This is a genomic window from Nonomuraea angiospora (genome assembly GCF_014873145.1).
Taxonomy (GTDB): Bacteria; Actinomycetota; Actinomycetes; order Streptosporangiales; family Streptosporangiaceae; genus Nonomuraea; species Nonomuraea angiospora.
Genome location: NZ_JADBEK010000001.1, coordinates 6314626 through 6338958, shown reverse-complemented (window position 1 = coordinate 6338958; position 24333 = coordinate 6314626). Strand labels below are relative to the sequence as shown.

Below are 24333 nucleotides of genomic sequence, written 5' to 3'. Positions count from 1 at the left end.
AATTACATGGCATTGGACCTGGTGTCCAAATAGTGTTTCTCGGCCGCGTTCCAGAACCTCACCAGCGCCGCCGCCGTCGTCTCCGGCGCCTCGACGGCCGGCGAGTGGACGGCGCCGGGCACGACCACGGACTCGGCCCCGAGCCTGGCCGCCATCTCCGACTGCGCCTCCGGCGGCCATCCGTCGTCGTGCTCGCCGTAGAGCACCAGCGTGGGCACCTCGACCTGGCGCAGATCGTCGGTGCGGTCGTGCATGCTCAGCACCTGCTCGGCCATGCACGCCAGCGCGGTCGGGGAGTTGGTGAGCAGGCGCTTGCGCAGGAACGCCAGGATCTCGTCGGACACGTCGTTGGACAGCGCCTCGGGCTCCAGCCGGTGGTGCCACACGTGCTCCAGGCCGAACTCCTGGACCTCTTCCATGATCTTGCGGCCGTTGAGCGCCCGCTTGCCCTCGATGCCCGAGGGCCCGGACCCCATCAGCGTGAACGACGCGAACCTCGTGAGCCCGTCGATCACCGCCTCCCTGGCCACCAGGCCGCCGAACGAGTGGCCCACCAGGTGAACGGGGTCGCCGCCGCCGATGATCTGGGCCAGCGCGTCGACGTCGGCGCCGAGCGCGGGGCAGGTGTAGGCGGCGGGGTCGTCGGGGCCCGGCGTCTCGTACTGGCCGCGCAGATCGACGGCGATCACCCTGCGCCCCGAGTGGGCCAGGGTCATCAGCACCGCGAGGAAGTCCTCCTTGCTGCCTGTCAGGCCGGGGACCAGGAGGGCGGGCCAGCGCTCAATCACACCACTGACCGGGAGGGCCTCCAGGACCGCGAACGTGCCCTGTGGCGTTTCGATCTTCTGTGGTGCGACGCCAGGAGGCAGATCGAGGAATCGCGGCGTACTCACGTGGGGCAACAATACCCAGAGGTCAGCGGCTCGACACCGTGATGGGCACTACACCGGGCAAACGCGACTCCGTGGCGGGAGCCCACGACGCGCTCAGAGCGCCTGAGAGGGCCCGCGGGCCTTATGACCGGAAAGGCGCGCATCCGAATGAGGGTGCGCGCCTTTCAGGCGGTGTCAGACGGCGCTCAGCCCGTGCGGCGGCGGTTGCCGCCCCCGCCACGGGGCTGGCGGCGCTGCTGCTTGCGCTCCGTGGCCGCCGACGGGGCGATGTCGTCGTCGTCCGAAGCCAGGTCGGGCGACTGGAAGATCACCGTGAACGGGTTCGGCGGGACGATCCGCTCCGCCTCCTTGCGCACCGGCGGAGGCGGCGTCGCGAGGAAGCTCGGCACCGGCTCGGCGGCCGGAGGAGCGGGCGGGACCTCTGCGACGGGCGCCGGCTCGGCGGCGCGGCGGGAGCGGGTGCTCTTCGCCGGCGCCTCCTCGACGGTGCTGCGAGAGCGGGTGCCCTTCGCCGGCGCCTCCTCGGCGGTGCCCGCCTCAGGGGCCGTGATGCCGGCGGCCTCAGGGGCCGTGACGGTGCCGGCCTCAGGGGCCGTCACCTTGGCGGCCCGCCGCGACCGGGTGGCCTTGACGGGTGCCTCAGGGGCCTCGGCGAGCGCCTGCTCGATGGCCGACGACGCCGCCCCCCTCCGCGTACGCGTCCGCTTCGGCTCGGCGGCCGACTGGATCTCGTCCGTCGAGAAGATCGCGGGAGTCTCCTCCCCCTTGGCATCCACGAGCTCGACCTCCGGAGTCTCGACGACTGCGGTCTCCGCCAGCTCCTTGCCGCCACGGGTGCGGCGGCGCTGGCGCGGCGTACGGGCAGGGCGCTCTTCGCGCTCCTCGCGGCGACGGCCGCCACCACGAACGCGGGCCCTGCCGGTCTCCCCGAGGTCCTCGAGGTGCTCCGCGGACAGCCCGGCACGCGATCGGCTCGCGTGCGGCAGGACGCCCTTGGTGCCCTCGGGGATGTTGAGCTCGGAGTAGACGTGCGGCGAGGTGGAGTAGGTCTCCTCGGGCTCGGCGAACTCGAGCCCGAGCATCTGGTTGATCATCTTCCAGCGGGTCAGCTCCTCCCACTCCACGAATGTGACCGAGATGCCCGTGCGCCCGGCCCGGCCGGTGCGGCCGATGCGGTGCACGTACGTCTTGTCGTCCGTGGGGCAGTCGTAGTTGACCACGTGGGTGACGTCGTCGATGTCGATGCCGCGGGCCGCCACGTCGGTGGCCACCAGCACGTCGATCTTGCCGTTGCGGAACGCGCGCAGGGCCTGCTCGCGCTGGCCCTGCCCGAGGTCGCCGTGCACGGCCGCGACGGCGAAGCCGCGCGTGTCGAGCTGTTCGGCGACCATGTCGCAGGCCCGCTTGGTCTCGCAGAAGACCATCGTGAGCCCGCGCCCCTCGGCCTGCAGCAGCCGCCCGAGGATCTCGATCTTGTCCATCCGGTGCGCGCGCCACACGAGCTGGCGGACCTGCGGCGTGGTCTCGCCCTCGCCGCTCTCGTGCTCGGCGCGTACGTGCGTCGGACGGTTGAGGTACTTACGGGACAGCGTGACGATCTCGCCCGGCATGGTCGCCGAGAACAACATCGTCTGCCGCTGACCGGGGATCAGACTGAAGATCCGCTCTACGTCGGGCAGGAAGCCCAGGTCGAGCATGCGGTCGGCCTCGTCGAGCACGAGGGTGGTGATCTGGCTCAGGTCGAGGTGCTTCTGCTTGACCAGGTCGAGCAGGCGACCGGGGGTGCCGACGATGACGTCGACCCCGGCCTTGAGCGCCTCGATCTGCGGCTCGTACGCGCGCCCGCCGTAAACGGTCAGAACCCGGGACCCGAGCTTGCCGGCGGCGGTGACGAGGTCTTCGCTGACCTGCGTGGCCAGCTCGCGGGTCGGCACGACGACCAGCCCGCGGGGCTTCTTGCGGTTCTTGCGCGGCTTGCCGATGCTCTGGAGCATGGCGATGCCGAACGCGTAGGTCTTGCCCGTGCCGGTGCGCGCCTGACCGATGAGGTCCTGGCCGCTCAGGGCGAGCGGGAGAGCCATCTCTTGGATGGGGAACGGTGTGACGATGCCCTCGGTCTCAAGGGCATCGGCGATCTCAGGTGTGACTCCGAGGTCTCGGAAAGTCGTCAGCGTGGCCTGCCTCAGTTCTCAAATGAAGGCGGGCCTGCCGGGACCGACGGGCATGAAACAGCCCTCGTAACGTGGGTCCTCGCGGTAGAGCCAGCCCTCTCGCGTCATCAGCGACCGCGCACCCGGAAGTGGGGGTATCCGGGAGAAACCCCCGAATTTACACAGTGCGGTCGCACTTTCACAGAGCAGTGTACTCGATACCACAACGCTGGCCGAGCTTACGTATGTTCCCGAAGATTCGCGGAAGTACGCTGCCAGTCATGAAGGAGTCTCCAGGAGTCGTCGATCTGCTCGGGGTGCTCGCCTACGCCGAGCTCAGTGCGTACGCGCGGATGACGGAGGACGCCGCCACGCTGGCGCCTTCGCTGGCCGACCGCGCGGCGCTGAGTGAGCTGGCCGTGACCGAGTACGCCCACTTCCGCCTGCTGCGCGACCGCCTGGCCGAGTTCGGGGCCGATCCCGACGCGGCGATGTCTCCGTTCGTCGGCGCGCTCGACGCCTGGCACGCGCAGACCAGGCCGGCCGACTGGCTGCAGGCGCTGGTCAAGACGTACGTCGGGGACGGCATCGCGCTCGACTTCTACCGCGAGGCGGCCAGGCACCTCGACCCCTCGATCGCCAAGCTGGTGGACGAGGTGCTGGTGGACGAGGGGCGCTCGCAGTTCGCGGTCGAGCGGGTCAGGGCCGGGATCGAGGCGGCGCCCGCGGTCGCCGGACGGCTGGCGCTGTGGGCGCGCCGGCTCGTCGGCGAGGCGCTGAGCCAGGGGCAGCAGGTGGCCTCGGCGCGGCCCGAGCTGGCGCTGCTGCTGGTGTCGGGGGAGGGCGCCACCGATATTTCCCGACTTTTCGCGACATTGACGGAGGCCCACAACAAACGCATGGCCACCCTGGGCCTCTGACCGCCCCGGGCACGGCCTCCGAGGGCACGGCTTCCGACGGCACGGCTTCCGAGGGCACGGCTTCCAAGGGCGTCGGGTCAGAGAGGCACGGTCGTGGCGCGACTCGATGCCGCCTTCGGGGCTGCCTTTCGGTGCCGCCATCGGAGGCGCCGAGTCGGCGGAGTGCGGTAGGTGCGGCATGGCGGGACCTGGCGCCGCTTTCCGAGTCGTCGAGCTGGCGGCGTGCGGTAGGTGCGGCATGGCAGGACCTGACGCTGCTTTCCGAGTCGTTGGGTCGGGGGACGTGGTCTGGCAGCGCCTGAGGCCCGTGTCACGCCCAGCCGACGCGTGCGATAGATGCGGTGTGTGGCGGGACCTGACCCCACGTTCCGAGTTGCCGGGTCGGTGGGATGTGGTGTGGCAGTGATTGAGGCCCGTGCCGCGCCCAGCCGACGCCTACGGTCGGCGCGGGGTGGCGGGAATGCGCCGCTTTCCGAGTCGCCGGGGTCGGCGGGATGTGGTGTGGCAGCCCTGAGGCCCGTGCCGCGCCCAGCCGACGCCTACGGTCGGCGCGGGGTGGCGGGAATGCGCCGCTTTCCGAGTCGCCGGGGTCGGTGGGACGTGGTGTGGCAGCCCTGAGGCCCGTGCCACGCCCGGCCGACGCCCATGGTCGGCGTGCTGTGGGCAAGGTGTGGCGAGGTGTTCGGGCGATCCAGCGCCGGCATGCGGCCGCGGGCGCCACCCTCCAGCGCGGCGCTGCCGGGTGACGCAGATGAGCGGGCTGGGCTCTTGCGACGCTCGCCGGTCGGGCACTGCCCCAGGATGGGCCAGGTTGTGGCGGTCGCTGGGACGCGCTGCCCCTTGGGACAGGCCGGCCTGCTGGGCGCGCTGCCCCCTTGGGACGGGCCAGGTCTTGGGATGCCTGCTGGGCGCGCTGCCCCCTTGGGACGGGCCAGGTCTTGGGATGCCTGCTGGGCGCGCTGCCCCCTTGGGACGGGCCAGGTCTTGGGATGCCTGCTGGGCGCGCTGCCCCCTTGGGACGGGCCAGGTCTTGGGATGCCTACTGGGCGCGCTGCCCCCTTGGGACGGGCCAGGTCTTGGGATGCCTACTGGGCGCGCTGCCCCCTTGGGACGGGCCAGGTCTTGCGACGCCCGCTGGGCGCACTGCCCTTCGGGACGGGCCAGCCCGCTCGGCGCGCTGCCTCTGGGGACGGGCCGGGCTATTGCGACGGCCGCTGGGCGCGTACTGCCCCTTGGGACGGATCGGACCCTTGCGACGCCCGCTGGGCGCGCACTGCGCCACGCGCGCGAGACGGTCGTGCGTGGGCGCCATGCGCCGACCTCTCGCAGCCGCACCGTCCCACGCGCGGGACGATCGTCGGAGCGGGGCCAGCCCTGGGAGGGGTACGGCGGGTGGGCCGTACCCCCAGGTCAGGAAACTCCTAGAGGGTGCCGCCGAACCCGACGGGCCGGGCCTCGTCCTCACCGATCTCGACGAAACCGAGCGAGGCCACCGGCACCATGACCCGCCTGCCCTTCACGTCGGTCAGGGCGAACACGCCACGATCGACCGACAACGCGTTCCTGATCTCCTCTTCGACCTGCTCAGCGGAGAGGTCGGTCTCGACAACGAGTTCGCGGTGTACGGAGCGTACGCCGATCTTGACTTCCATGTGGCTCCCTAGTCGACGGGCTGGCTCACTCCCATCGTGGCGGCTCGTAACCGGGAAAGGGGCAAATGATCGCGCCCAGCGAACGGGTTATGCCGTACGCGGAAAACCGCTGATGCCGCGCCAGGCCAGCCGGGCCATGAGCTGTTCGGCCGCGTCCTTCGGGATCGAGCCGTGCTGGGTCACCCAGTAGCGGGCGCTCACCTCGGCCATGCCGACCAGCCCCACGCCGAGCAGGTGCGCCTCGTCGCTGGTGCACCCGGTGTCCTCCTGGATGAGCACGCTGACCATCTCCGCGCACTCCTGCAGCGAGCGTTCCACGCGCTGCCGCACCGGCGCGACGTTGCGCAGGTCGGACTCGAACACCAGCCGGAACGCCTCGCCCTGCGTGGAGACGAAGTCGAAGAACGCGCTGAACGTGGCCTGCACGCGGAGTTTGTTCTCGTGGGTGGAGGCCAGCGCCTCCCGGCAGCGGTTGACCATGTCGTCGACGTGGAGGTCGAGCAGCGCCAGATAGAGCTCGAGCTTGCCGGGGAAGTGCTGGTAGAGCACCGGCTTGCTGACGCCCGCCCGATCGGCGATCTCGTCCATGGCGGCCGCGTGATAGCCGTTCTCCACGAACACTTCCTGCGCGGCGCTCAGCAGCTGCCGGCGGCGGGCGAGTCGGGGCAGCCGGGTGCCCCGGGGCTTCGCGTCCGGGGTTGCGGTCACGCGGGTCTCCATAGGTCTCTCAGCGGGCTGTGCGGACATCCTACGTGCGGGTTGGGCACTTGTTCATTTGTTCATCGCCTCACTCCGCGAGGCCGACCGGTCGTCGCGCAGCCGTGCTCAGCGATATTCGTCGTCGTCGAGATCCACCACTCGGTCCTGGTCGGCCGCGTCGGCGGGGTCGACGTCGAGCGGCAGCTCGCGGCGCTGTCTCCCGGCGCTCTGGCGGATCTCGAAATGCTGCTCCGCGGCGTCCGCCTCGGGCGTCTCGATCGACAGCTCTGGCTCCTCCGGGTCGTAGGAGAGCTCGTCCCCGCGTGTGTCCATCTCCGACATCTTCTGGTCCCCCTCTTGGTGTGGACGGACCCAGCCTACGCCCGGCCGAAAAGGTCGCCGCGTTTCTCCACTCTGGCGAGTACGTCGGCCGCCGTGAACACCAGCTCCTCGGGCCGTTCGCAGCCCTCGACCTCCGTCCACCTCAGCGGTGTCGAGACGGTCGGCAGCTCCCTGGCCCGCAGCGAGTAGGGCGCCACGGTGGTCTTGGCCGGGTTGTTCTGGCTCCAGTCGATGAACACCTTGCCGGGCCTGGCCTTCTTCGTCATCACGCTGACGACCTGCCCGGGCTGCTCCTTCTCCAGGAGCCGGGCCAGCCTCTTGGCGTACGCGGAGGGCTCCTCGCGGCAGTCCCAGTCGGCGTACAGCTGCATGCCCTTGTTCCCGCTGGTCTTCGGCAGGGCGGTGAGCCCGTCGGCCGCCAGCACCTCGCGCAGCCTGAGGGCCACGCGGCAGCACTCGACGATGGTCGCGGGCGGGCCGGGATCGAGGTCGAACACGAGCGTGTCGGGCGGCAGCGCCTCGCCGTCCTCGTCGACGCGCCACTGGGGTACGTGCAGCTCCAGCGCGGCCAGGTTGGCGTAGTAGACGAGCGTGGGCAGGTCCTCGATGACGGCGAAGTCGATGGCCTCGCGGTTCTTGGTGCTGCCGGGGACGGGGAGCTTGACCCGCCTGACCCAGTCCGGGGTGTGGTCGGGGGCGTTCTTCTCGAAGAAGGACTGGCCGTCGACGCCGTTCGGGTAGCGCTTGACGGTCAGGGGCCTGCCCCGGAGGTGGGGGAGGAGCACGGGGGCCACGCGGCTGTAGTAGTCGATGACCTCGGCCTTGGTGAAGCCGTACTCGGGGTAGAGGACCTTCTCCAGGTTGCTCAGCGTCAGCGCTCGCCCGTCGACCTTTACCGGCACCTTCGCCGGGCTGTTCACAGCGTCACCTCCGAGGGGAGCTTGTCGGGGCGCAGGCCGCGCCACACGGGGTGGCGCAGCCGCTGCTCGTCGGTCCACATCGTGTAGGCCACCTCCCCGACGAGATCCGGCCTAACCCACCGATTTCGCCACGGGACCGCGTTGCTGAACGGGCTGTGCGTGACCTCCAGCGGCCGCATCCGCCGGTGGAGCTCGTCGAGCACGGTGTCGGTGAACCCGGTCCCGACGTGCCCCACGTACGCGAGCCCTCGATCGGTGAACATCCCCATCACCAGCGAGCCGATCCCGCCAGCCCGCCGCCCCTTGCCGGGCTTCCAGCCGCCGATCACGACCTCTCTGGTGCGCAGGTGCTTCACCTTGATCCACCACGGGGACCGGGTGCCCGGCCGGTAGGGCGAGTCCAGCCGCTTGGCGACCACGCCTTCCAGGCCCTGCTCGGACGTGGCCGTGAGCAGGTCGGAGTCGCCGGGGAAGTACGGGGGCGCGCCGACGTCCAGCTCGTCGAGCAGCGCCCGCCGGTCGCGGTAGGGCAGGTCGAACAGCGGGGTGCCGTCGAGATAGAGCAGGTCGAACGGCATGTACGTGACGGGGTACAGCTCCAGCATGACCGGCTCGGGATCGGTCAGGTGCATCCTGTGCTGCAACCGTACGAAGCTGGGCCTGCCCCGCTTGTCGAGCGCGACGACCTCGCCGTCGATGATCGCGTTCTTGATCCCGAAACCAGATATTTCCGGATACCTCCGCGTGTATTCGACTCCGTGCCGCCCCGTCACCCTCAGCCCGCCGTCAAGATGGACGACGGCGCGGATGCCGTCCCACTTGACCTCCAGTCCGTACCTCTCGCGATCGGAGGGTAGTTCCCCAGGTACGGCCAGCATCGGTTCGACCGGGTATGGCATTGGTTGCCCCATGACGGGTATGTGCCCGTTGGCGAACGATTGAGAGCTGAGGAGTGACCATGCGCAGCATCTGGAAGGGTGCGATCTCCTTTGGCCTGGTCACGATCCCCGTCAAGCTCTACTCCGCCACCGAGCAGAAGGACGTGACGTTCCACCAGGTCCATCGCGAGGACGGCGGCCGGATCCGCTACAAGCGCGTGTGCACGCTGGACGGCGAAGAGGTGCCGTACTCCGACATCGCGAAGGGCTACGAGCTGGCGACGGGCGAGATCGTCGTGCTCACCGACGAGGACTTCGAGGATCTGCCGCTGAGCACGTCCCGCAGGATCGACGTCCTGCAGTTCGCCCCGGCCGAGCAGATCGACCCGATCTACTTCGCCAAGTCGTACTACCTGGAGCCCGACGCGCAGGGGGCGAAGCCGTACGTGCTGCTGCGCAACGCCCTGGAGAGCTCGGGCCAGGTGGCGGTGGTCAAGGTGGCGCTGCGCCAGCGCGAGTCCCTGGCCACGCTGCGGGTACGGGACGGCGTCTTCGTCCTGGAGACCATGCTCTGGCCCGACGAGATCCGCACGCCGGACTTCGGCTTCCTCGAGGAGGACATCGAGGTACGGCCTCAGGAGCTCCAGATGGCCGAGTCGCTGATCAGCACCATGGAGTCGGACTTCGACCCGGGCGAGTACCACGACACGTACCGCGAGGCGCTGCAGCAGGTGATCGAGGCGAAGGTGGCCGGCAAGGAGGTCGTCCCGGCTCGGGAGGAAGAGGAGGCCGGACCGGCGGTCGACCTCATGGCCGCGCTGCGCGCCAGCGTGGAGGCCGCGAAGCGGGAGCGGGAGGGCGGGGCCGCCAAGCCCAAGAAGGCCGCCGCCAAGTCCAAGGACGAGGAGAAGGCCCCCGCCAAGCGCAAGACGCGCAAGACGGCCTGACCCCTTCAGAACCTCTCTCAGCGTTCCCGCACGCCTTCGTGCGGGAAGGCGATCCACGGCCTCGCCGGCGCTTTTCGCGTCGAGCCTCCGGCCGCCTTTCTCAGGTACCCACCCCACCGCGAGGTGGGGTTTTTCGTGCTGCCCCAGGCCTCTTCGGCGCGATCACCAAATAGGACATATCCGGATAAGTCATGTCATTTCGCTCTATAAATCTTTAATGCAAGCAATAAGATTCTTAATGCATAGTAAAACCGGCTAGGTGTCGTTTGTTGGGCTGCTGTCGGGAAATGACAGTTCATGGATGGCTCTTCGCAGGCGTCCAAGACCTCTTTCCGGGATAACCGGAAATGTCGAGAACGGGGCAATCGATCCTTTAGGGGGAAAACGCAATGCCCAAGCTCAAGACTGTTTTCGCGGGTCTCGCCGTCAGCACGGCGCTGACCGGTGGCGTGGTAGCCGCGGGCGCGGCCACGACTTCGGCCAGTGCCGGCGCCGCCGCTCAGGTCAAGTCCGCCGCCTCCGTCCTCGCCAATGGCTGCGGCAGCTGGGGCTGGCGTCGCTGCGGCGGGGGCGGCGGCTGGGGCGGTGGCTGGGGCTGGCGTCGCCACCACCAGAACAGCCGCGTTCGGGTCAACGTCCACAACCGGAACATCAACATCAACCGCTTCGAGCGTGAGCGTGAGCGTGAGTTCCGCCACCACCACAACAACGACGACAACTGGTCATAGCCGTGTGCTGACGGCGTGGGGATGACCGCGTTTTCGCGGTAGGGGGCTTTCTCCACGCCTCCCACGGCAGGCTTTCGACGAGGGCTCTCCAGACCTTAGGGCTGGGGAGCCCTTGCTGTGTCCGGATCTATGGCGTTTGCGTCGAATCATGGCAATGTCTGTGGTGGGCCAAATGACGGCAATTCCAGTTTGCTTGCTGTTTCAACCGGAAATATGCATGATGCGGATGATTCGTTAAGGATCATCCCGGGGCGTTTCCTAGTCGATCGGGTTTTCGGGGATTGGCCGGGAACGTGAGGAACGGGGCAATCGAACCTGTAGGGGGAAAACGCAATGCCCAAGCTCAGAAGTGTTATGGCGGGCCTCGCCATGAGTACGGCCTTCTCCGGCGGCGTGGTCGGCGTGGGCGCGGCCATGTCCGCGGCCGACGCGGCGACCCAGGTCGGCACCGCCACCTCCGTCCTGGCCGGGGGCTGCGGCAGCGGGGGCTGGCGCCGCTGCGGCGGGGGCGGCTGGGGCGGCTGGGGCGGCGGCCGCTGGGCCAACTGGCGCCACCGCATGCCTCGCATCAAGATCATCATCATCAACACGAACCGCAACCGCAACGTGCAGCAGCGCCTGGAAGAGCGCCACGAGATGGACCACCACGAGGACAACAACCAGCCCACGTGGCAGTAGAGCTCAGCGCACAGGCGAACCCGTGGCGCGGGCCGCGCCACACCAGGAGTCCCCTGGGCGATAAGCCCCGGCCACGCCGATCGAGTGCCCGTATTCACCGGGTTGCGACGTCCACCCCGACAGTGCCGACGTCGACCCACCGAATACGGGCACTCGACATGTCCGCATGTCCGCTGCCGCCGGCGTGCGAAGACGGGCGACCTGGGAGAGGGCCGCGACCGCCCTCTTCCAGGGAAACGGACGATCCGTGGCGATGGCGGCCGGGTGCCGGTGAGCCGGGGGACAGGGGCCCGCTCGAGACAGGCGATCGAGAATGCCGGGCGCGGACCCCTGGCTTCAGCCATGGGGGTAAGCCCGGCGCGGGAGTGCCCGCCAGGGCGCGAGCGTGCATTGACGGGAATCGACTGCGGTGACGTGCCCCGGCGTGAGTATGGTGAGTCGCGGTCGAAACCGCCAAGCAACAGCGTCGCGACCATGCGCGTAGCCGCACGGTTGGGACGGCTGGAATCCCCGGGATTCATCCGTGGGGAGCGCTTCAAGACCGTCGAAAACAGAAGTGAGTGCCCGTATTCGCTGGGCGGCGCCGGTCGGAGGGTGGCGCCGGTCCCGATGAATACGGACACTCGTTTGTCGGGGCGGAGGACCATCGCTCGGGGGCTCCGCCCGCTATGGCGGCCTCAGAGGCGCGCCGATGCTCAGCTCAGTGTCTGAGTCCTACCACTCGTCACGGTCGCCACGGCCGACACGGTTGATGTTGTGGTTCTGGTTGACGATGACGATCCGGACCCGGGCGCCCCTGTTGTGGCCGCCCCAGCCGCCGCCCCAGCCCCAGCGGGGACCGCCCCAGGCCCAGCGGGGACCGCCCCAGCGACCGCCCCAGCCGCACCGGCGCCAGCCTCCGCCGCGGCAGTTGCCGGTGAGGACGGGAGCGGCGGACTTGACCTGGACGGCCGCGCCGGCCGGAGACGTGGCCGCGCCCGCGGCTACCACGCCACCGGTCAGCGCCGTACTGACGGCGAGACCTGCGACAACACTCTTGAGCTTGGGCATTGTTTTCCCCCTAAAGGTTCGATTGCCCTGTTTCACGCCCCCCGCCCGGCGAATGCAGATCCGGTCGCATCGGGGAAACGCTACGGACGATTCTTAGAGAATCTCCCGCACGATGCATATTTCCGGACAAATCAGCAGCAAACCGGAACTACCTTGATTTGGCTGACCACAGACTTCCTCATGGTTAAAACAAAAGCTTCCACCCATATAGCCCCGTCGCCCGCCGTACCGGCATGACACCGCCCCCTCGCCGTACAACGCAGTGAGGGCTCCCCCGGCCAAAGGCCGGGAGAGCCCTCACTAAGCCCCCCGCGGAAGACGAGAAGACAGGACCTACCCGAAGGTGCGGACGCTCATCCTCCCGCCATTAACACACGGTTTTGTTACCAGGTACGAACCCGGCGGCGCTCGGGCCTGTTGTCGTTGACGTTGTCGTTGCGGATGACGACGCAGACCTCGCCGCCGCGGCGGTGGCGACCACCCCACCAGCCGCCGCCCCAACCGCCGCCCCAGCCGTGGTGACGGCGGCACTGCCGGCGGTGACGGTCACGGTCGCGGCGGTCGATGACGATGCCGTTGGTGAGGCCGTCGTCGATGCCCTCATCGATGCCGAGGCCGTCATCGAGGCCGTCGTCGTCGATGCCGGTGAGGATGGACGAGGTGTTGAGCTTGATGGCGTCGGCGCTGACCGCAGTGGTGGCCGCGCCCGCGCAGACCATGCCGCCGGTCAGCGCCGTGCTGACGGCGAGGCCTGCGATAACACTCTTGAGCTTGGGCATTGCGTTTTCCCCCTAAAGGATCGATTGCCCCGTTCTCGACGTTTCCGGGTACCTGAAAACAGGTCTTGGACGGCTGCTGAAGAGTCATCCATTGAATGTCATTTCCGGGGCGACGGGCGGGCAAACTGGAGAGACCCTATTTTGCTATGCATTAAGAATCTTATTGCTCGCATTACAGATCTATCCAATGAAATGGCATGATATGTCCGATTGTGGTGCAATTGATAGGGCGGCCACGCGTGGCAACGCTCGCGCCCCGGACTGGCCTGTCGTCATCGGCCGTGCCGGTTCTGCGAGTGGTGATTTGCCTGACTGCGGTGCCGCCCTCGGACCGGTGAAAGTCCGCGAACATATCAACGGCCATTACGCCGGGCGCTTCGCCGACGCCCGGCGTCATCATTCGGAGGACGCCGTTGTGCGCCCTCCGAAAATGTCTCCCGCTTTTTTTGCGGCACCCGGCGGTGGTGCGTTCGAGGCTGGTCTGTCCCGCCATTAACGGTGCGTTCCTCAACCGTCACGCTAAGTGCTGCTGGTTGTCATGCTTTCCGACCTTGGTGCGCCATAAACGATGTTCGGTGGCTTTTGCCACACTCTTGGCATGCGATGAGATCGATTAGACCTCTAAGCCTCGATATATGGCGATATGTCCGAACCTGGCGATGATCGCCGGGGATCCACCCGCCGCCCCGGATCCGGGCGCCGCGCCGGGCACCGAGACGCCGCCACGGCCGCCGGGGGTCGCACCAGCGGGGTGTTTGAGGCATGTGATGCCGTATGTACCTGATGCCGGAAAAGGTGGCATAAGCGGGCTTCTGTACGGAATCCAGACCCCACCCAGACGCTGTGGTTATCGTTGAGGGAACGCGAAGGAACGGCAGGGAGGACGCATGATGGCGGAGCCGGTCCCGGACTGGCCGGGCCGCATGGTCGGCTCGGTGCACGTCCGATCGACGAGCGACCAGCGGGGACAACGCGAGCAGGCCGTCTTCGTACACGGCCTGGCCGGGTCGGCCACCAACTGGACCGACCTCATGGACGAGCTCAAGGACATGGTCACCGGCCACGCCCTCGACCTTCCCGGCGCGGGCTTCTCACCCGCCCCGGCCGACGGCGACTACACCGTCGCCGGCCACGCCAGGGCCGTGACCGAGCTGATGGAGCACACGGGCCCGGCCCACCTGTTCGGCAACTCGCTCGGGGGCGCGGTCGCCGTCCGGGTGGCCGCCACCCGCCCCGACCTGGTCCGCTCGCTCACCCTCGTCTCCCCGGCGCTGCCCGACCTGCTCCCCAGGTACGGCCCCGTCCGGGTGGCCGCCGCCGCGGTGCCCGTACTGGGCGAATGGGTGGCGAGCAGGCTCCGCCTGGTGCCCGCCGAGCACCGCGTCAACGCCTCCGTGTCCATGGTCTGGGCCAACACCAACGGCGTCCATCCCCTACGCCTGCGCGACGCGATCGACGAGCTCCGCAGGCGCGACGACCTCCCCTACTCGGGCGAGGCCATGATCAGGTCGGCCAGGGGCATCGTGGCCGAATACTTCCGCCGCGGCGAGGACAACCTGTGGCACCAGGCGGCCAAGGTCAAGGCTTCGACCCTGATCGTGCACGGCAGGCACGACCGGCTGGTCCGGCCCGCCATGGCCGCGAAGGCATACCGTACGTTCGCGCAGGTCCGGCTTGTCTTGCTGCCGACGGCGGGTCACGTGGCGATGATGGAGATGCCGCAGGTCGTGGCGGCGGAAGCACGCCGTCTGATCCGTGAGACTCGATTGGGGAATGCCCCACTCGCCAGCTAGGTTTCAAGGTGAGATAGGACCCCCTGGAACGGGAGCGTAGAAAGTGTCGTTGCCACCGCTGGTCGAGCCGGCCGCAGAGCTGTCCGTCGACGAAGTGCGCCGCTACTCGCGCCACCTGATCATCCCCGATGTGGGCATGGCGGGGCAGAAGCGGCTGAAGAACGCCAAGGTGCTGTGTGTGGGCGCCGGGGGCCTGGGCTCGCCCGCGCTGATGTACCTCGCGGCGGCGGGCGTCGGCACCCTCGGCATCATCGACTTCGACGTGGTCGATGAGTCCAACCTGCAGCGCCAGATCATCCACGGCCAGTCCGACGTGGGCAGGCTGAAGGCCGAGAGCGCCGCGGCGTCAGTCCGCGAGATCAACCCCCTGGTCGACGTCGTCATCCACAACACGGCGCTGACCACCGAGAACGTCATGGAGATCTTCTCCGGCTACGACCTCATCGTCGACGGCACCGACAACTTCGCCACCCGCTACATGGTGAACGACGCCGCGGTGCTGCTCGGCAAGCCGTACGTCTGGGGCTCGATCTACCGGTTCGACGGCCAGGCCAGCGTGTTCTGGGCCGAGCACGGGCCCTGCTACCGCTGCCTCTACCCGGAGCCCCCGCCTCCCGGCATGGTGCCGTCGTGCGCCGAGGGCGGCGTGCTCGGCGTGCTGTGCGCGTCGATCGGCTCCATCCAGGTCAACGAGGCCATCAAGCTGCTGACGGGCATCGGCGACCCGCTGGTCGGGCGGCTGATGATCTACGACGCCCTGGAGATGAAGTACCGCGACGTCAAGGTCCGCAAGGATCCCGAGTGCGTCCTGTGCGGCAAGAACCCGACGGTCACGCAGCTCCTCGACGACTACGAGGCCTTCTGCGGCGCGATCTCGGACGAGGCCGCCGAGGCCGCCAGCGGTTCCACGATCACCGCGATGGAGCTCAAGGGCATGCAGGACCGCGGCGAGAACATCTTCCTCGTCGACGTCCGCGAGCCCAACGAGTACGAGATCGTCTCGATCCCCGGCGCCACGCTGATCCCCAAGGGCGAGTTCCTCAACGGCTCGGCCCTGGAGAAGCTGCCGCAGGACAAGCGCATCGTGCTCCACTGCAAGTCGGGCGCGCGCTCGGCCGAGGCGCTGGCCGTGGTCAAGAACGCCGGGTTCGCCGACGCCGTACACGTCGGTGGCGGCGTTCTGAGCTGGGTCAAGACCGTCGACCCGAGCCTGCCCTCCTACTGATGGTTTCTGGGGGTGTTCCCCGTAAGGCCCGGTTAAGGTCGATGGCGTGAACACCGCCCGTCCGTGGCCGACGCTCGTGGTGGCCTCCGCGCTGACCCTGGTCTGCGCGGTGGCCGCCGGAGTGTCGGGCAGCGCGGCGGGCACGGAGCTCACCCGGGGCCCGAGCGCGGCCGAGCTCCAGGCGGCGGCCAGACGCGAGGTCGCCGAGCGCTGGCGCACCTGGCCCAGCGGACGTATCTTCCCCGCCACATTGCCGTACTCCGCCGAGCAGGGCGGCCGGGAACGTGCCAGCCGGATCGGCATCTCGCCCGAGACCGGCTGCTACCCGGTCGACCCCAAGGCGATCAAGGCCCTGCGCGAGGCGGGCTGCCAGGGCCTGCTGCGGGCCACCTACATCGACGCGCTGCGCGGCGTGCTCGTCACGATCGGCGTGGTCGCGCTGCGCGACGAGCCGGACGCCGTACGCGCGAAGGCCGCCTTCTCCGACAGCGGCAAACCCGTGCCGGGCCTGCACCCGCTGGCCTTCCGCGACACGGTCGCCGACCGCTTCACCCCGGACGTGCGCCAGGCCGGCTCGGTGCGGCAGGCGGGGCCGTACCTGGTGCTGACCACGGCGGGCCAGGTGGACGGCCGGCCCGCGGACGCGGCGGACGAGCAGCGGCCCTCGATCTTCGCCTTCGCCACCGAGATCTCCGAGCGGGTGCTGACCGACCTGAGCACGCCGCGGATGCCCGACTGCACGGCAGAGGAGTGGCGGTGCTGAGCCGGGGCAGTACGGGGGTCATGCTCAGGCGGGGAACGGCGGCCGTGGCGGCCGGGATGCTGCTGTACGCGGCCGCGCCGGCGTGGGCCGACGACGTACGCGGCGGGCAGCGGCCGGTCATCAAGACGCTGGCGCTGACCCAGGCGTGGCGCACCAGCAAGGGCGGCGGGGTGACGGTGGCGGTGCTCGACTCCGGGGTCGATCCGCACCATCGCGACCTGGTCGGCTCGGTGCGGGTGGGCAAGGACTTCACCGAGGGCGCCAACCCGCCGGGGGTCGCCCCGAGCCGCCTGCACGGCACGTACATGGCCTCCCTGATCGCCGGGCACGGCCACGGCAATGGGGGAAATCTGGGGATCATCGGCGTCGCGCCCGAAGCGGACGTACTGTCAGTAAGGGTCATCCTTGAGGACGAGGAGCCGGGTTTCCGGGAGTTCAACTCGGCGGAGCGCTTCGAGGACGTGGTGGCCCAAGGCATTCGCTACGCGGTGGACGAGGGTGCGGACGTGATCAACATGTCGATCTCCAAGGAGCTGGCGACCAGGGAGGAGCGGGCGGCCATCCGCTACGCCATCTCCAAGGGCGTCGTGCTCGTGGCCGCCGCGGGCAACGACGGCGACCGGAAGATCGACGGCGACTTCGCCCCCTACTCCTATCCGGCCGCGTTCCCCGGGGTGGTCTCGGTGGGGGCGACGGACCGGCGGCTGCGGCGGGCCACGTTCTCCAACTGGAACTCCTCCGTGCTGGTGGCCGCCCCGGGCGTGGACATCATGGGCGCGGGCCCCGGCGGCGAGTACTGGGTCGGCAGGGGCACCTCGCAGGCGACCGCGCTGGTCTCGGGCATAGCCGCCCTCATCAAGGCCAAATATCCGGGCATGTCGCCGCCGCTGGTGGCTCGCGCCCTGACGGCCGGCGCCATCGACAGGCCCCCAGGTGGCTACGACACCGGCACCGGCTTCGGCGTCGTGAACGCGGCCAGAGCCCTGTCCGAGGCCGGCAAGCTGGCCGGCTACACCGAGACCGCCGCGGGCGACCAGGCCCAGGACCCGGCCGAGCCCCTGGCGGGCGGGCGGGCGGCCCCCATCGAGGTCATCGTCAGGGACGACAAGCGCGTCACGGTCTACGCGGCCATCGCCGCCGCGGCGGCCGCCGGCGCGTTCGCTTCTTTGGGCGTCATATTCATCCTGGTCAGACGCGTACGTCGGGTGTACGGCTCACAAGACGCATGATCCGCCTGCTAAGGGGGACGAAATAGACACGGGACGCCAACGGCTCCCCAGCCCGCCTCACGCAGTGCGGCGACGGGCAGGGAGGACGGCGAGGATGAGGCGGTGGTGAGGGCTCGTAGGTCGACTTCAGGGCTACCGCGCGCCGAGGGCGGGACCACGCCGGAACGGAGGAATCCGCTCGGCGCCACCACCGGCCGGCGCTCGCGCGTGCGTACGTGGCCGGCGGCGGGCTCCCGCGCGCGTGCGGCCGCCAGGGACCGCGTCGAGAGGGAGGCGCTCCAGCAGGGCGTCCGGTATCGGCGCATTTTCGTGATGCTGCTGAGCGTCATCGTGGTCGTGTCGTCCGTGGTCGTGCTGCTGGGCACGATCGGCCTGTTCGCCGAGACCCGCGCGCGCCCGCTGACCCCCGCCGAGCAGAACCAGTACAAGCAGGAGGAGATCGCCAGGCGCTGGCAGGCGTGGCCGGCGACGGGCGTTTTCCCGGAAGAGGTGAAGTACCTCGGGCTCGACCGGGCCCAGCAGTACGCCAGGCGCGTCGGCATCGCCCCCGAGACCGAGTGCGGCAAGGGCGTGGACGCCTCCGTGGCCGGGATCCTGGACAACCACGGCTGCGTCACGATGCTGCGGGCCACGTACGTCGACCAGACCGCCTCGTTCGTGATCACGGTCGGGGTGGCCGTGCTGAAGGACGAGGCGTCCAGGGTCTCGGCGAGCGAGGAGCTCACCCAGGACGACCGCGTGGGCGTGCTGCCCGTCGCCTTCCCCGGCACGGTGACCGAACGCTTCGGCCCCGACCAGCGCCAGCGCACCGGCTGGGTGGGCGCCGGGCCGTACATCGTGTTCTCCACGGCCGGCTACGCCGACGGCCGGACCAGGGCCGCGATCCCGCCGGAGGAGATCCTGCACTCCGAGCTGTGGCCGGCCGCGAAGTCCGTCGGCAACCAGATCGCCTACTTCCTCGCGGACCCGCCCAAGGTCCCGCCCTGCACCCAGGGGAATGTGTGCTAGCGACCGTACGCGCGCTCACCGCGGCGCTCCTCGTACTGGCGGGACCCGCCGCCGACCCCGTGCGGGAGCAGCAGCAGTGGGTGCTCGACGCCCTCAACGTCGAGCAGGCCTGGACCGTCACCAAGGGCGAGGGCATCACCGTCGCCGTCGTGGACAGCGGTGTGGACGACCAGGTCAAGGAGCTGAAGGGCAGGGTGACCGCGGGCCCCGACATGACCGCGGGCGCGGTCGTCAAGGAGACGGCGCCGGGCAGGCACGGCACCGCCATGGCCGGGCTGATCGCGGCATCGGGCGAGGACGACGGCCTGATCGGCGTCGCCCCGCAGGCCCGCATCCTGTCGCTGCCCATGGTCACCGACGACAACCCCGAGCTGGGCGTCCCTCCCGTGGAGGACGAGGAGCAGACCTCGGAGAGCCCCCTCGCGCGAGCCCTGCGGTATGCCGCCAACCACGGAGCCAAGGTCATCAGCATGTCCATCGGCTCCTACGGCCCGCTCAGGTCCGAGCGCGAGGCCGTCTCCTACGCGCTCGGCAAGGGCGTCGTCCTGGTCGCCGCCGTGGGCAACGACGGCCTGACCGCCTACGCCAAGGAGAACGGCACCTCCTACTGGAGCTTCCCGGCCGGCTACCCGGGGGTCATCGGCGTGGCGGCCACCGACAAGCAGGGCAAACGGGCCACGTTCAGCAGCGACAACCTGTCCGTGCTGGTCGCCGCGCCCGGCGTGGGCGTGCCGGTGGTCAAGCGCAAGAGCGGCTACGAGCTGTCGGAGGGCACCAGCTCGGCCGCCGCGCTCGTGGCGGGAGTGGCCGCGCTCGTCAAGTCCCGCTATCCGGACCTGCCGCCCGAGCAGGTCGCCCAGGCGCTGGCCTCCAGCGCGCGGGGCCGGCCCGCCCCGGGGTACGACGACCAGACCGGGTTCGGGGTGGTCGACGCGGCCGCCGCGCTCAACGCCGCCGAGCGGCTGACCGGGGAACAGCGCAGCGTCATGTCAGGTCAGGACCACTTCGGGCAGGGCGAGGACTCACCCGTGCCGACCCGGCCGGGGCCCGATCCGCTGCGGCTGTGGCTGTACGGGGGAGGAGTGCTGGTCGCGCTGGTCATGTTCTGCGGCGCGATCATCGTGCTCAATCAGCGCAAGGAACAGTAAAGATCCGCTATGGTCCCGCGTCATGGGATACGAGCTGCGGGTGGTGCGCGAGTCGCCACTCGCCTTCGCGGAGCTCGCGAAGGCCATCGCACCGGCCGGTTTCGGGCTGAGCGGAGATGACGAGATCGTGGCCGCGCACAGGGGCGGCACGCACGCGGTGGCGCGCTGGCAGGGCCAGCTGGTCGGCGAGCCCGGCTCCGACTGGCAGGTCGCGCAACTCGTCCGGCTCTCGGCCGCGCTCGGCGCCCGGCTCGTGGGCGAGGACGGCGAGGTCTACGCGCTGCGCGACGGCGTCATCGAGGTCGTGACGGGCGGCAGCGCGATGGAGATCGGCAAGTTCGAGGAGATCATCGAAGCGGGCCCGGCGGCATGGACCCCCTGAACCCCTTCGCCGAGCGGGTGCTCGACCTCGTCGAGCGCATCCCGCCCGGCAAGGTCATGGCCTATGGCGACATCGCCGAATACCTGGGCGAGGGCGGTCCCCGCCAGGTCGGCAAGGTGATGTCGACGTGGGGCGGCGGCGTGCCGTGGTGGCGCGTCGTCCACGCCGACGGCTCCGGCGCGGCCCCTGACCACCTGCAACGCTGCCTGGCCCATTGGCGTGAGGAAGGCACGCCGTTGCGGGGCGAACGGGTGGACATGAGACAGGCCCGCTGGGACGGGCCTTCAGCGGATTTTCAGTAAGGGTCATGACCTGCCGTTTCGCCGAACCGGCGAAATTGTGACATGTGACTCGCATTACCATGGGCAGAACACTGAATGGCGGCCCGAAAGGCGGTGCCACCCCAATGGCAACCGGCGTCACAGCCCAGAGCCAGGGCGGCGATTCGCTCGCCGACCGCCTCAAGGCTGTCCAGGATCTTTGTGATCGTGGAGAGCCCCTCGAAGCGGTCATGCGAGCCGTCGGCCCCGGCGGTCGCGACGCGGCGTACGACACCGAGGTGCTGAGCGGCCCACTCGGGTCCCGCATGGACCTCGCGGTCAAGCGCGGCGCGGCACGGCGGCGCGAGATGCTCGACCTCGTCCGGCCCTACCTCGCGGCCGTCGACGCGCGCGTCAAGCATGATCTGCCGGTCGCGCGGCGTGTCATATGTCACCTGATCGAGCACCGGCCCGACGAGGAGCTCGTCGAGGGCGAGACGCTCACCAAGGTCGTGACGGCCGCCGCCGAGCCGTCCAAGCGCATCCGCAAGGGCCTGCGCTGGTACGCGGACCTGCCCTTCCGCGACGAGCTCTCGCCCGACCTCTACCGGCTGCGGCGCGCCGACATGGTGCCGGTGACCCACATCGACGACATCGTCTGGGTCGACGGCAAGCTGCGCGTCACCGGGTTCGCGTACCTGGCGGGGCTCTCCGTCCGCAGCCGCAGGTTCAACTGGGCGAGCGTGGTGCTGCGCGGGCCGCGCTGGCTGCCGCCCATCCGCATGCGCACGCGGCGCGTGCTCGCGCCCGAGGCCACCCATGGCGCGCGCGAGCCCGGCTGCAACTACGACTGGTCCGGGTTCAGCGCCGAGCTGAGCCCGTGGCCGCTGCGCTGGCGCGGCGCCGTACGCGACGTGGTGTCGGCCGTGCGGCGGCGGATGCGGCACCGCCCGTCGGTGCCCGACACGACCACCTGGCGGGCCGAGATCGTGTTCTGGAGCCGGGGCGCGCGGGCCACGGGCCTGCTGCGCGGCTCCTCGGTCGGCCGGCCCGAGCGTCCCGCCGGGCTCAAGCTGAAGCCGGGCCTGTGGATCCGGCCGGTGTGGACGTCCGACCGGGCGCTGCAGGTCGTGCTCCAGCCCAACCGGGCCGAGCTGAAGGGCGTGTCCGTCGAGGGCGAGCGCCTGGAGCTGAAGATCTCCCTGCCCGGCCGCACGGTGACCAAGGGCCACGCCCGCCTGGGCGGTCACCGCATCGCCGCCGACTTCACCCCGGCCGGCGACGGCACGGAGGTCACGGTGGGGCTGGCCGTGCCCACCCTGCTGCAGGAGAAGGACGGGCGGCGGCTCTGGGTCGAGCCCAAGGGCGACCCGGCGGCGTCCGTCATGCTCGCCGACCTCGTGGAGACGCGCACGCCGGTGGGCGACCGCGAGATCACCGTGCTCGGCGACCGCCGTGACCGCGTGGTCGTCTCCGCCCACCGCATCCGGCCGGTGATCACCTCGGCCGTCTGGGAGGGCTCCGCGCTCCTGCTGCGCGGCCACTATCCCGATGCCCCGGGCTCCCGCACGCTGACGCTGCGGCACCGCTCCGGGCTGTCCTATCTGCTTCCCATGGAGCGCTCCGGCGAGGAGTTCTCCGTACGCGTCGAGCCCTCGGCCATGGACCGCTTCGGCGAGCCCGTGCCGCTCGCCTCCGGCACCTGGAACATGTCGATCCGCCACCCGTCGGGCGAGATCGTGCCGTTGCGCATGGACCACGCGGCCCTGCCGGGGCTCGACGAGGAGCCGCGCACGCTCGGCGGGCACACGTACCGGATGATCTCCACCCGATTCGACGTGCCGGTCGTGACGGTGGAGGAGGCCCGGCCCGCCGACGAGCGGGGCGTGGCCGGCACCCACGTGCTGCGCCGCGTGTTCTACCCGGCCCAGCGCACCGAGCCGCTGAACGACGCGACCGTCTACGTCGTCAACGACGGCCGCCTCTACGCCGACAGCGTCCGCGCCATCTACGAGGAGCGGCTGCGGCGGGGCGACGACCGCGAGCACATCTGGGTGGTCAAGGACGGCGCCTTCGTGCCGCCCGGCGGCGCGACCGTCATCCGCGCGGGCAGCCGCGAGCACCACGCCGCGCTGGCCAGGTCCCGCCACATCGTGACCAACTCGTTCCTGCCGGTCTGGTTCAGGGCCCGCGAGGACCAGGTCGTGCTGCAGACCTGGCACGGCACCCCGGCCAAGCACATCGGCAACGACCAGTCCCACATGGCCCGCGACCCGAAGCCGCCGATCTGGCACCGCCAGGCGGCGGAGGTGCGCGGCTGGGACCTGCTGCTGTCGCAGTCGCCGTGGGCCACGCCGGTGCTGCGCAAGGCGTTCGGCTACAAGGGCGAGATCCTGGAGAGCGGGCTGCCGCGCAACGACGTCCTCAACTCACCCGACCGCGAGGCGCTGGCCGCCGCGGTGCGGGAGCGGCTGGGGCTCGTGGAGGGCAAGCGGGTGATCCTGTACGCGCCCACGTGGCGGGATTACGACCGCAAGAACGCCATGGTCAAGCTCGACCTCGCCAAGACGCGCGAGGCCCTCGGGGCCGACCACGAGATCCTGGTGCGGGCGCATCCGATGCAGGCGGTGCCGGCCGTCCCGGACATCGCCCACGACGTCACAACTTATCCCGATATTGCCGACTTGCTGTTGGTGACGGATGTGCTGGTGACGGACTACTCGTCGGTCATGTTCGACTTCGTGTGCACCGGCCGGCCGATCGTGTTCTACGGCTACGACCTGCCCAAATACTCGACCAAGCGGGGCCTCTACCTGGACCTGGCCGAGCAGGCGCCGGGGCCGGTGCTGCCGACGTCGGCCGAGGTGATCGAGGCCCTGCGCGACATCGACTCCGTGGCGGCGGCCCACGCCGACCGCTACGAAGCCTTCCGCGCCACCTTCGCCCCCCGCGACGACGGCAAGGCTACTGCGCGCGTCGTCGATCATCTCTTCTCGTAGTCGTGGCGGGCCGCTTCTCATAGCGGCCCGCCCATCAAGACCTTCATCCTTTACGGCTGCGCACGGTGGGCCGCACGCGCCGACGTCGGTGGCCGTCCGTCATGGCCGGTAGTGAAGGCTCACGGGCTGCTCGCCGTGACGACGCGCGTCCTTGACCGGCTCCGTGGTCAAGGGCGCGCCCCTCAGCGCTGTCAGAAGAGGTCCGGGAGGTCGGGCAGGAGGAAGCGGCGGTCGGGGTCGTAGTCGGAGGTGAGGTCTTCGGCGCGGGGGAATCCGACGGTCGGCAGGTGCTCCACCAGGAGGTAGAGCAGGGCCGACATGGTGGTGCCGCAGACGATCTCGCCGTTCTCGATGAGCTTGCGGATGCGCGAGGCCTGCATCCATTCCACCCGCTCCGCCTCGCACGGGTCCGACGGCGGGCCGATGCGGGTGGCCGAGTCGGCGTGGTAGACGTGGTGCAGGCTGTCGGTGAAGCCGTTGGTCGGCTGGATCGACAGCAGCGGGCGCAGGGGGCCGGGACGCCAGCCCGTCTCCTCCTCGACCTCGCGCGCGGCCGCCGCCTGAGGCATCTCGCCCTCGTCCACCTGGCCCAGCGGGATCTCCCAGCCCCACGTGTCGGTGATGAAGCGATGCCGCCAGATCAGCAGCACCCGGTCCTGGCCGTCGGTGACGACCGCCCCCGCACCGGGTGCGATGCGTACGAGCCGGTGGTCGAGGCGGCGCCCGTCGGGCAGCTCCACATCCGCCACCCGGATGTCCAGCCACGGGTCCGCGTACAGGGATCTCTCGGAGTGGACCTGCCAGCGCATGACCCTAAGTTACAAGGTCCTACGCTCCGTAGGCGGGGTATTCGGTGATCGCGGCAACGCCGTCGGCGAACATCAGGGCGG

Annotated in this window: 23 protein-coding genes; 13 read left to right on the top strand and 10 right to left on the bottom strand. The window is 69.9% G+C overall.

What is annotated here, in order from left to right; genetic code table 11:
- Positions 1-2: 2 nt before the first annotated feature.
- Positions 3-893, bottom strand: coding sequence for an alpha/beta fold hydrolase (locus tag H4W80_RS28530; protein ID WP_192787899.1), 891 nt, complete (start codon positions 891-893; stop codon positions 3-5).
- Positions 894-1078: 185 nt separating this feature from the next.
- Positions 1079-2974 carry a DEAD/DEAH box helicase gene (locus H4W80_RS28525; protein ID WP_225963711.1) on the bottom strand — a complete coding sequence of 632 codons (1896 nt, stop codon included), beginning with the start codon at positions 2972-2974 and terminating at the stop codon, positions 1079-1081.
- Between the two features lie 350 nt (positions 2975-3324).
- On the opposite strand from H4W80_RS28525, the gene H4W80_RS28520 reads away from it, so the two are divergent.
- Positions 3325-3963 (top strand): ferritin-like fold-containing protein, encoded by a 639-nt coding sequence (locus H4W80_RS28520; RefSeq protein WP_192787898.1) that lies wholly within the window; start codon positions 3325-3327, stop codon positions 3961-3963.
- Between the two features lie 1421 nt (positions 3964-5384).
- Here the strand turns inward: H4W80_RS28520 and H4W80_RS28515 are convergent.
- The 5 genes from H4W80_RS28515 to ligD (H4W80_RS28495) form a co-directional block, all read right to left on the bottom strand.
- Positions 5385-5615, bottom strand: a complete 231-nt coding sequence (locus H4W80_RS28515; RefSeq protein WP_192787897.1) for a DUF3107 domain-containing protein — start codon at positions 5613-5615, stop codon at positions 5385-5387.
- A gap of 87 nt (positions 5616-5702) precedes the next feature.
- The gene (locus H4W80_RS28510) at positions 5703-6323 is read right to left on the bottom strand and encodes a TetR/AcrR family transcriptional regulator (protein WP_313043020.1); all 621 of its coding nucleotides are present in this window, start codon (positions 6321-6323) and stop codon (positions 5703-5705) included.
- Positions 6324-6440: 117 nt separating this feature from the next.
- Positions 6441-6647 carry a hypothetical protein gene (locus tag H4W80_RS28505; RefSeq protein ID WP_192787896.1) on the bottom strand — a complete coding sequence of 69 codons (207 nt, stop codon included), beginning with the start codon at positions 6645-6647 and terminating at the stop codon, positions 6441-6443.
- 44 nt (positions 6648-6691) lie between these two features.
- Positions 6692-7576 (bottom strand): non-homologous end-joining DNA ligase, encoded by an 885-nt coding sequence (gene ligD / locus H4W80_RS28500; protein WP_192787895.1) that lies wholly within the window; start codon positions 7574-7576, stop codon positions 6692-6694.
- A complete protein-coding gene (gene ligD / locus H4W80_RS28495) occupies positions 7573-8475 on the bottom strand; it encodes a non-homologous end-joining DNA ligase (RefSeq protein WP_225963710.1) in 903 nt (300 codons plus the stop codon). The genes ligD (H4W80_RS28500) and ligD (H4W80_RS28495) overlap by 4 nt, the downstream gene beginning before the upstream one ends.
- Positions 8476-8534: 59 nt before the next feature.
- On the opposite strand from ligD (H4W80_RS28495), the gene ku reads away from it, so the two are divergent.
- From ku to H4W80_RS28480, 3 genes are all read left to right on the top strand, one after another.
- Positions 8535-9401, top strand: coding sequence for a non-homologous end joining protein Ku (gene ku / locus H4W80_RS28490; protein ID WP_192787893.1), 867 nt, complete (start codon positions 8535-8537; stop codon positions 9399-9401).
- 389 nt (positions 9402-9790) lie between these two features.
- Positions 9791-10129, top strand: a complete 339-nt coding sequence (locus H4W80_RS28485; protein ID WP_192787892.1) for a hypothetical protein — start codon at positions 9791-9793, stop codon at positions 10127-10129.
- A 369-nt stretch (positions 10130-10498) separates the two neighbouring features.
- Positions 10499-10807, top strand: a complete 309-nt coding sequence (locus H4W80_RS28480; protein ID WP_192787891.1) for a hypothetical protein — start codon at positions 10499-10501, stop codon at positions 10805-10807.
- A gap of 714 nt (positions 10808-11521) precedes the next feature.
- Here the strand turns inward: H4W80_RS28480 and H4W80_RS28475 are convergent.
- Together H4W80_RS28475 and H4W80_RS28470 are read right to left on the bottom strand one after the other, a co-directional pair.
- Entirely contained in the window at positions 11522-11857 is a 336-nt protein-coding gene (locus H4W80_RS28475) for a hypothetical protein (RefSeq protein ID WP_192787890.1), read from the bottom strand.
- 383 nt (positions 11858-12240) lie between these two features.
- Positions 12241-12636: a hypothetical protein gene (locus tag H4W80_RS28470; RefSeq protein ID WP_192787889.1), complete on the bottom strand. Its 396-nt coding sequence runs from the start codon at positions 12634-12636 to the stop codon at positions 12241-12243.
- 887 nt (positions 12637-13523) lie between these two features.
- Between H4W80_RS28470 and H4W80_RS28465 the strand changes: the two genes are divergently transcribed.
- From H4W80_RS28465 to H4W80_RS28425, 9 genes are all read left to right on the top strand, one after another.
- The gene (locus tag H4W80_RS28465) at positions 13524-14429 is read left to right on the top strand and encodes an alpha/beta fold hydrolase (protein ID WP_192787888.1); all 906 of its coding nucleotides are present in this window, start codon (positions 13524-13526) and stop codon (positions 14427-14429) included.
- Between the two features lie 43 nt (positions 14430-14472).
- Positions 14473-15654 carry an adenylyltransferase/sulfurtransferase MoeZ gene (gene moeZ / locus H4W80_RS28460; protein WP_192787887.1) on the top strand — a complete coding sequence of 394 codons (1182 nt, stop codon included), beginning with the start codon at positions 14473-14475 and terminating at the stop codon, positions 15652-15654.
- A gap of 46 nt (positions 15655-15700) precedes the next feature.
- On the top strand, positions 15701-16417 hold the full coding sequence (locus tag H4W80_RS28455) for a hypothetical protein (RefSeq protein WP_318787097.1): 717 nt from the start codon (positions 15701-15703) through the stop codon (positions 16415-16417).
- A gap of 20 nt (positions 16418-16437) precedes the next feature.
- Positions 16438-17646 carry a S8 family serine peptidase gene (locus H4W80_RS28450; protein WP_192787886.1) on the top strand — a complete coding sequence of 403 codons (1209 nt, stop codon included), beginning with the start codon at positions 16438-16440 and terminating at the stop codon, positions 17644-17646.
- 207 nt (positions 17647-17853) lie between these two features.
- Complete coding sequence (locus tag H4W80_RS28445) at positions 17854-18654, top strand: hypothetical protein (RefSeq protein WP_192787885.1); 801 nt, start codon at positions 17854-17856, stop codon at positions 18652-18654.
- Complete coding sequence (locus H4W80_RS28440; protein ID WP_192787884.1) at positions 18648-19802, top strand: S8 family serine peptidase; 1155 nt, start codon at positions 18648-18650, stop codon at positions 19800-19802. The genes H4W80_RS28445 and H4W80_RS28440 overlap by 7 nt, the downstream gene beginning before the upstream one ends.
- Before the next feature lie 22 nt (positions 19803-19824).
- Positions 19825-20184, top strand: a complete 360-nt coding sequence (locus tag H4W80_RS28435; RefSeq protein ID WP_192787883.1) for a hypothetical protein — start codon at positions 19825-19827, stop codon at positions 20182-20184.
- Positions 20172-20486: an MGMT family protein gene (locus H4W80_RS28430; RefSeq protein WP_192787882.1), complete on the top strand. Its 315-nt coding sequence runs from the start codon at positions 20172-20174 to the stop codon at positions 20484-20486. Before H4W80_RS28435 ends, H4W80_RS28430 begins: the two co-directional genes overlap by 13 nt.
- Before the next feature lie 209 nt (positions 20487-20695).
- A complete protein-coding gene (locus H4W80_RS28425; protein ID WP_192787881.1) occupies positions 20696-23443 on the top strand; it encodes a CDP-glycerol glycerophosphotransferase family protein in 2748 nt (915 codons plus the stop codon).
- 191 nt (positions 23444-23634) lie between these two features.
- Here H4W80_RS28425 and H4W80_RS28420 read toward each other — a convergent pair whose 3' ends face one another.
- Entirely contained in the window at positions 23635-24252 is a 618-nt protein-coding gene (locus H4W80_RS28420; RefSeq protein ID WP_192787880.1) for an NUDIX hydrolase, read from the bottom strand.
- Positions 24253-24333 lie beyond the last annotated feature (81 nt).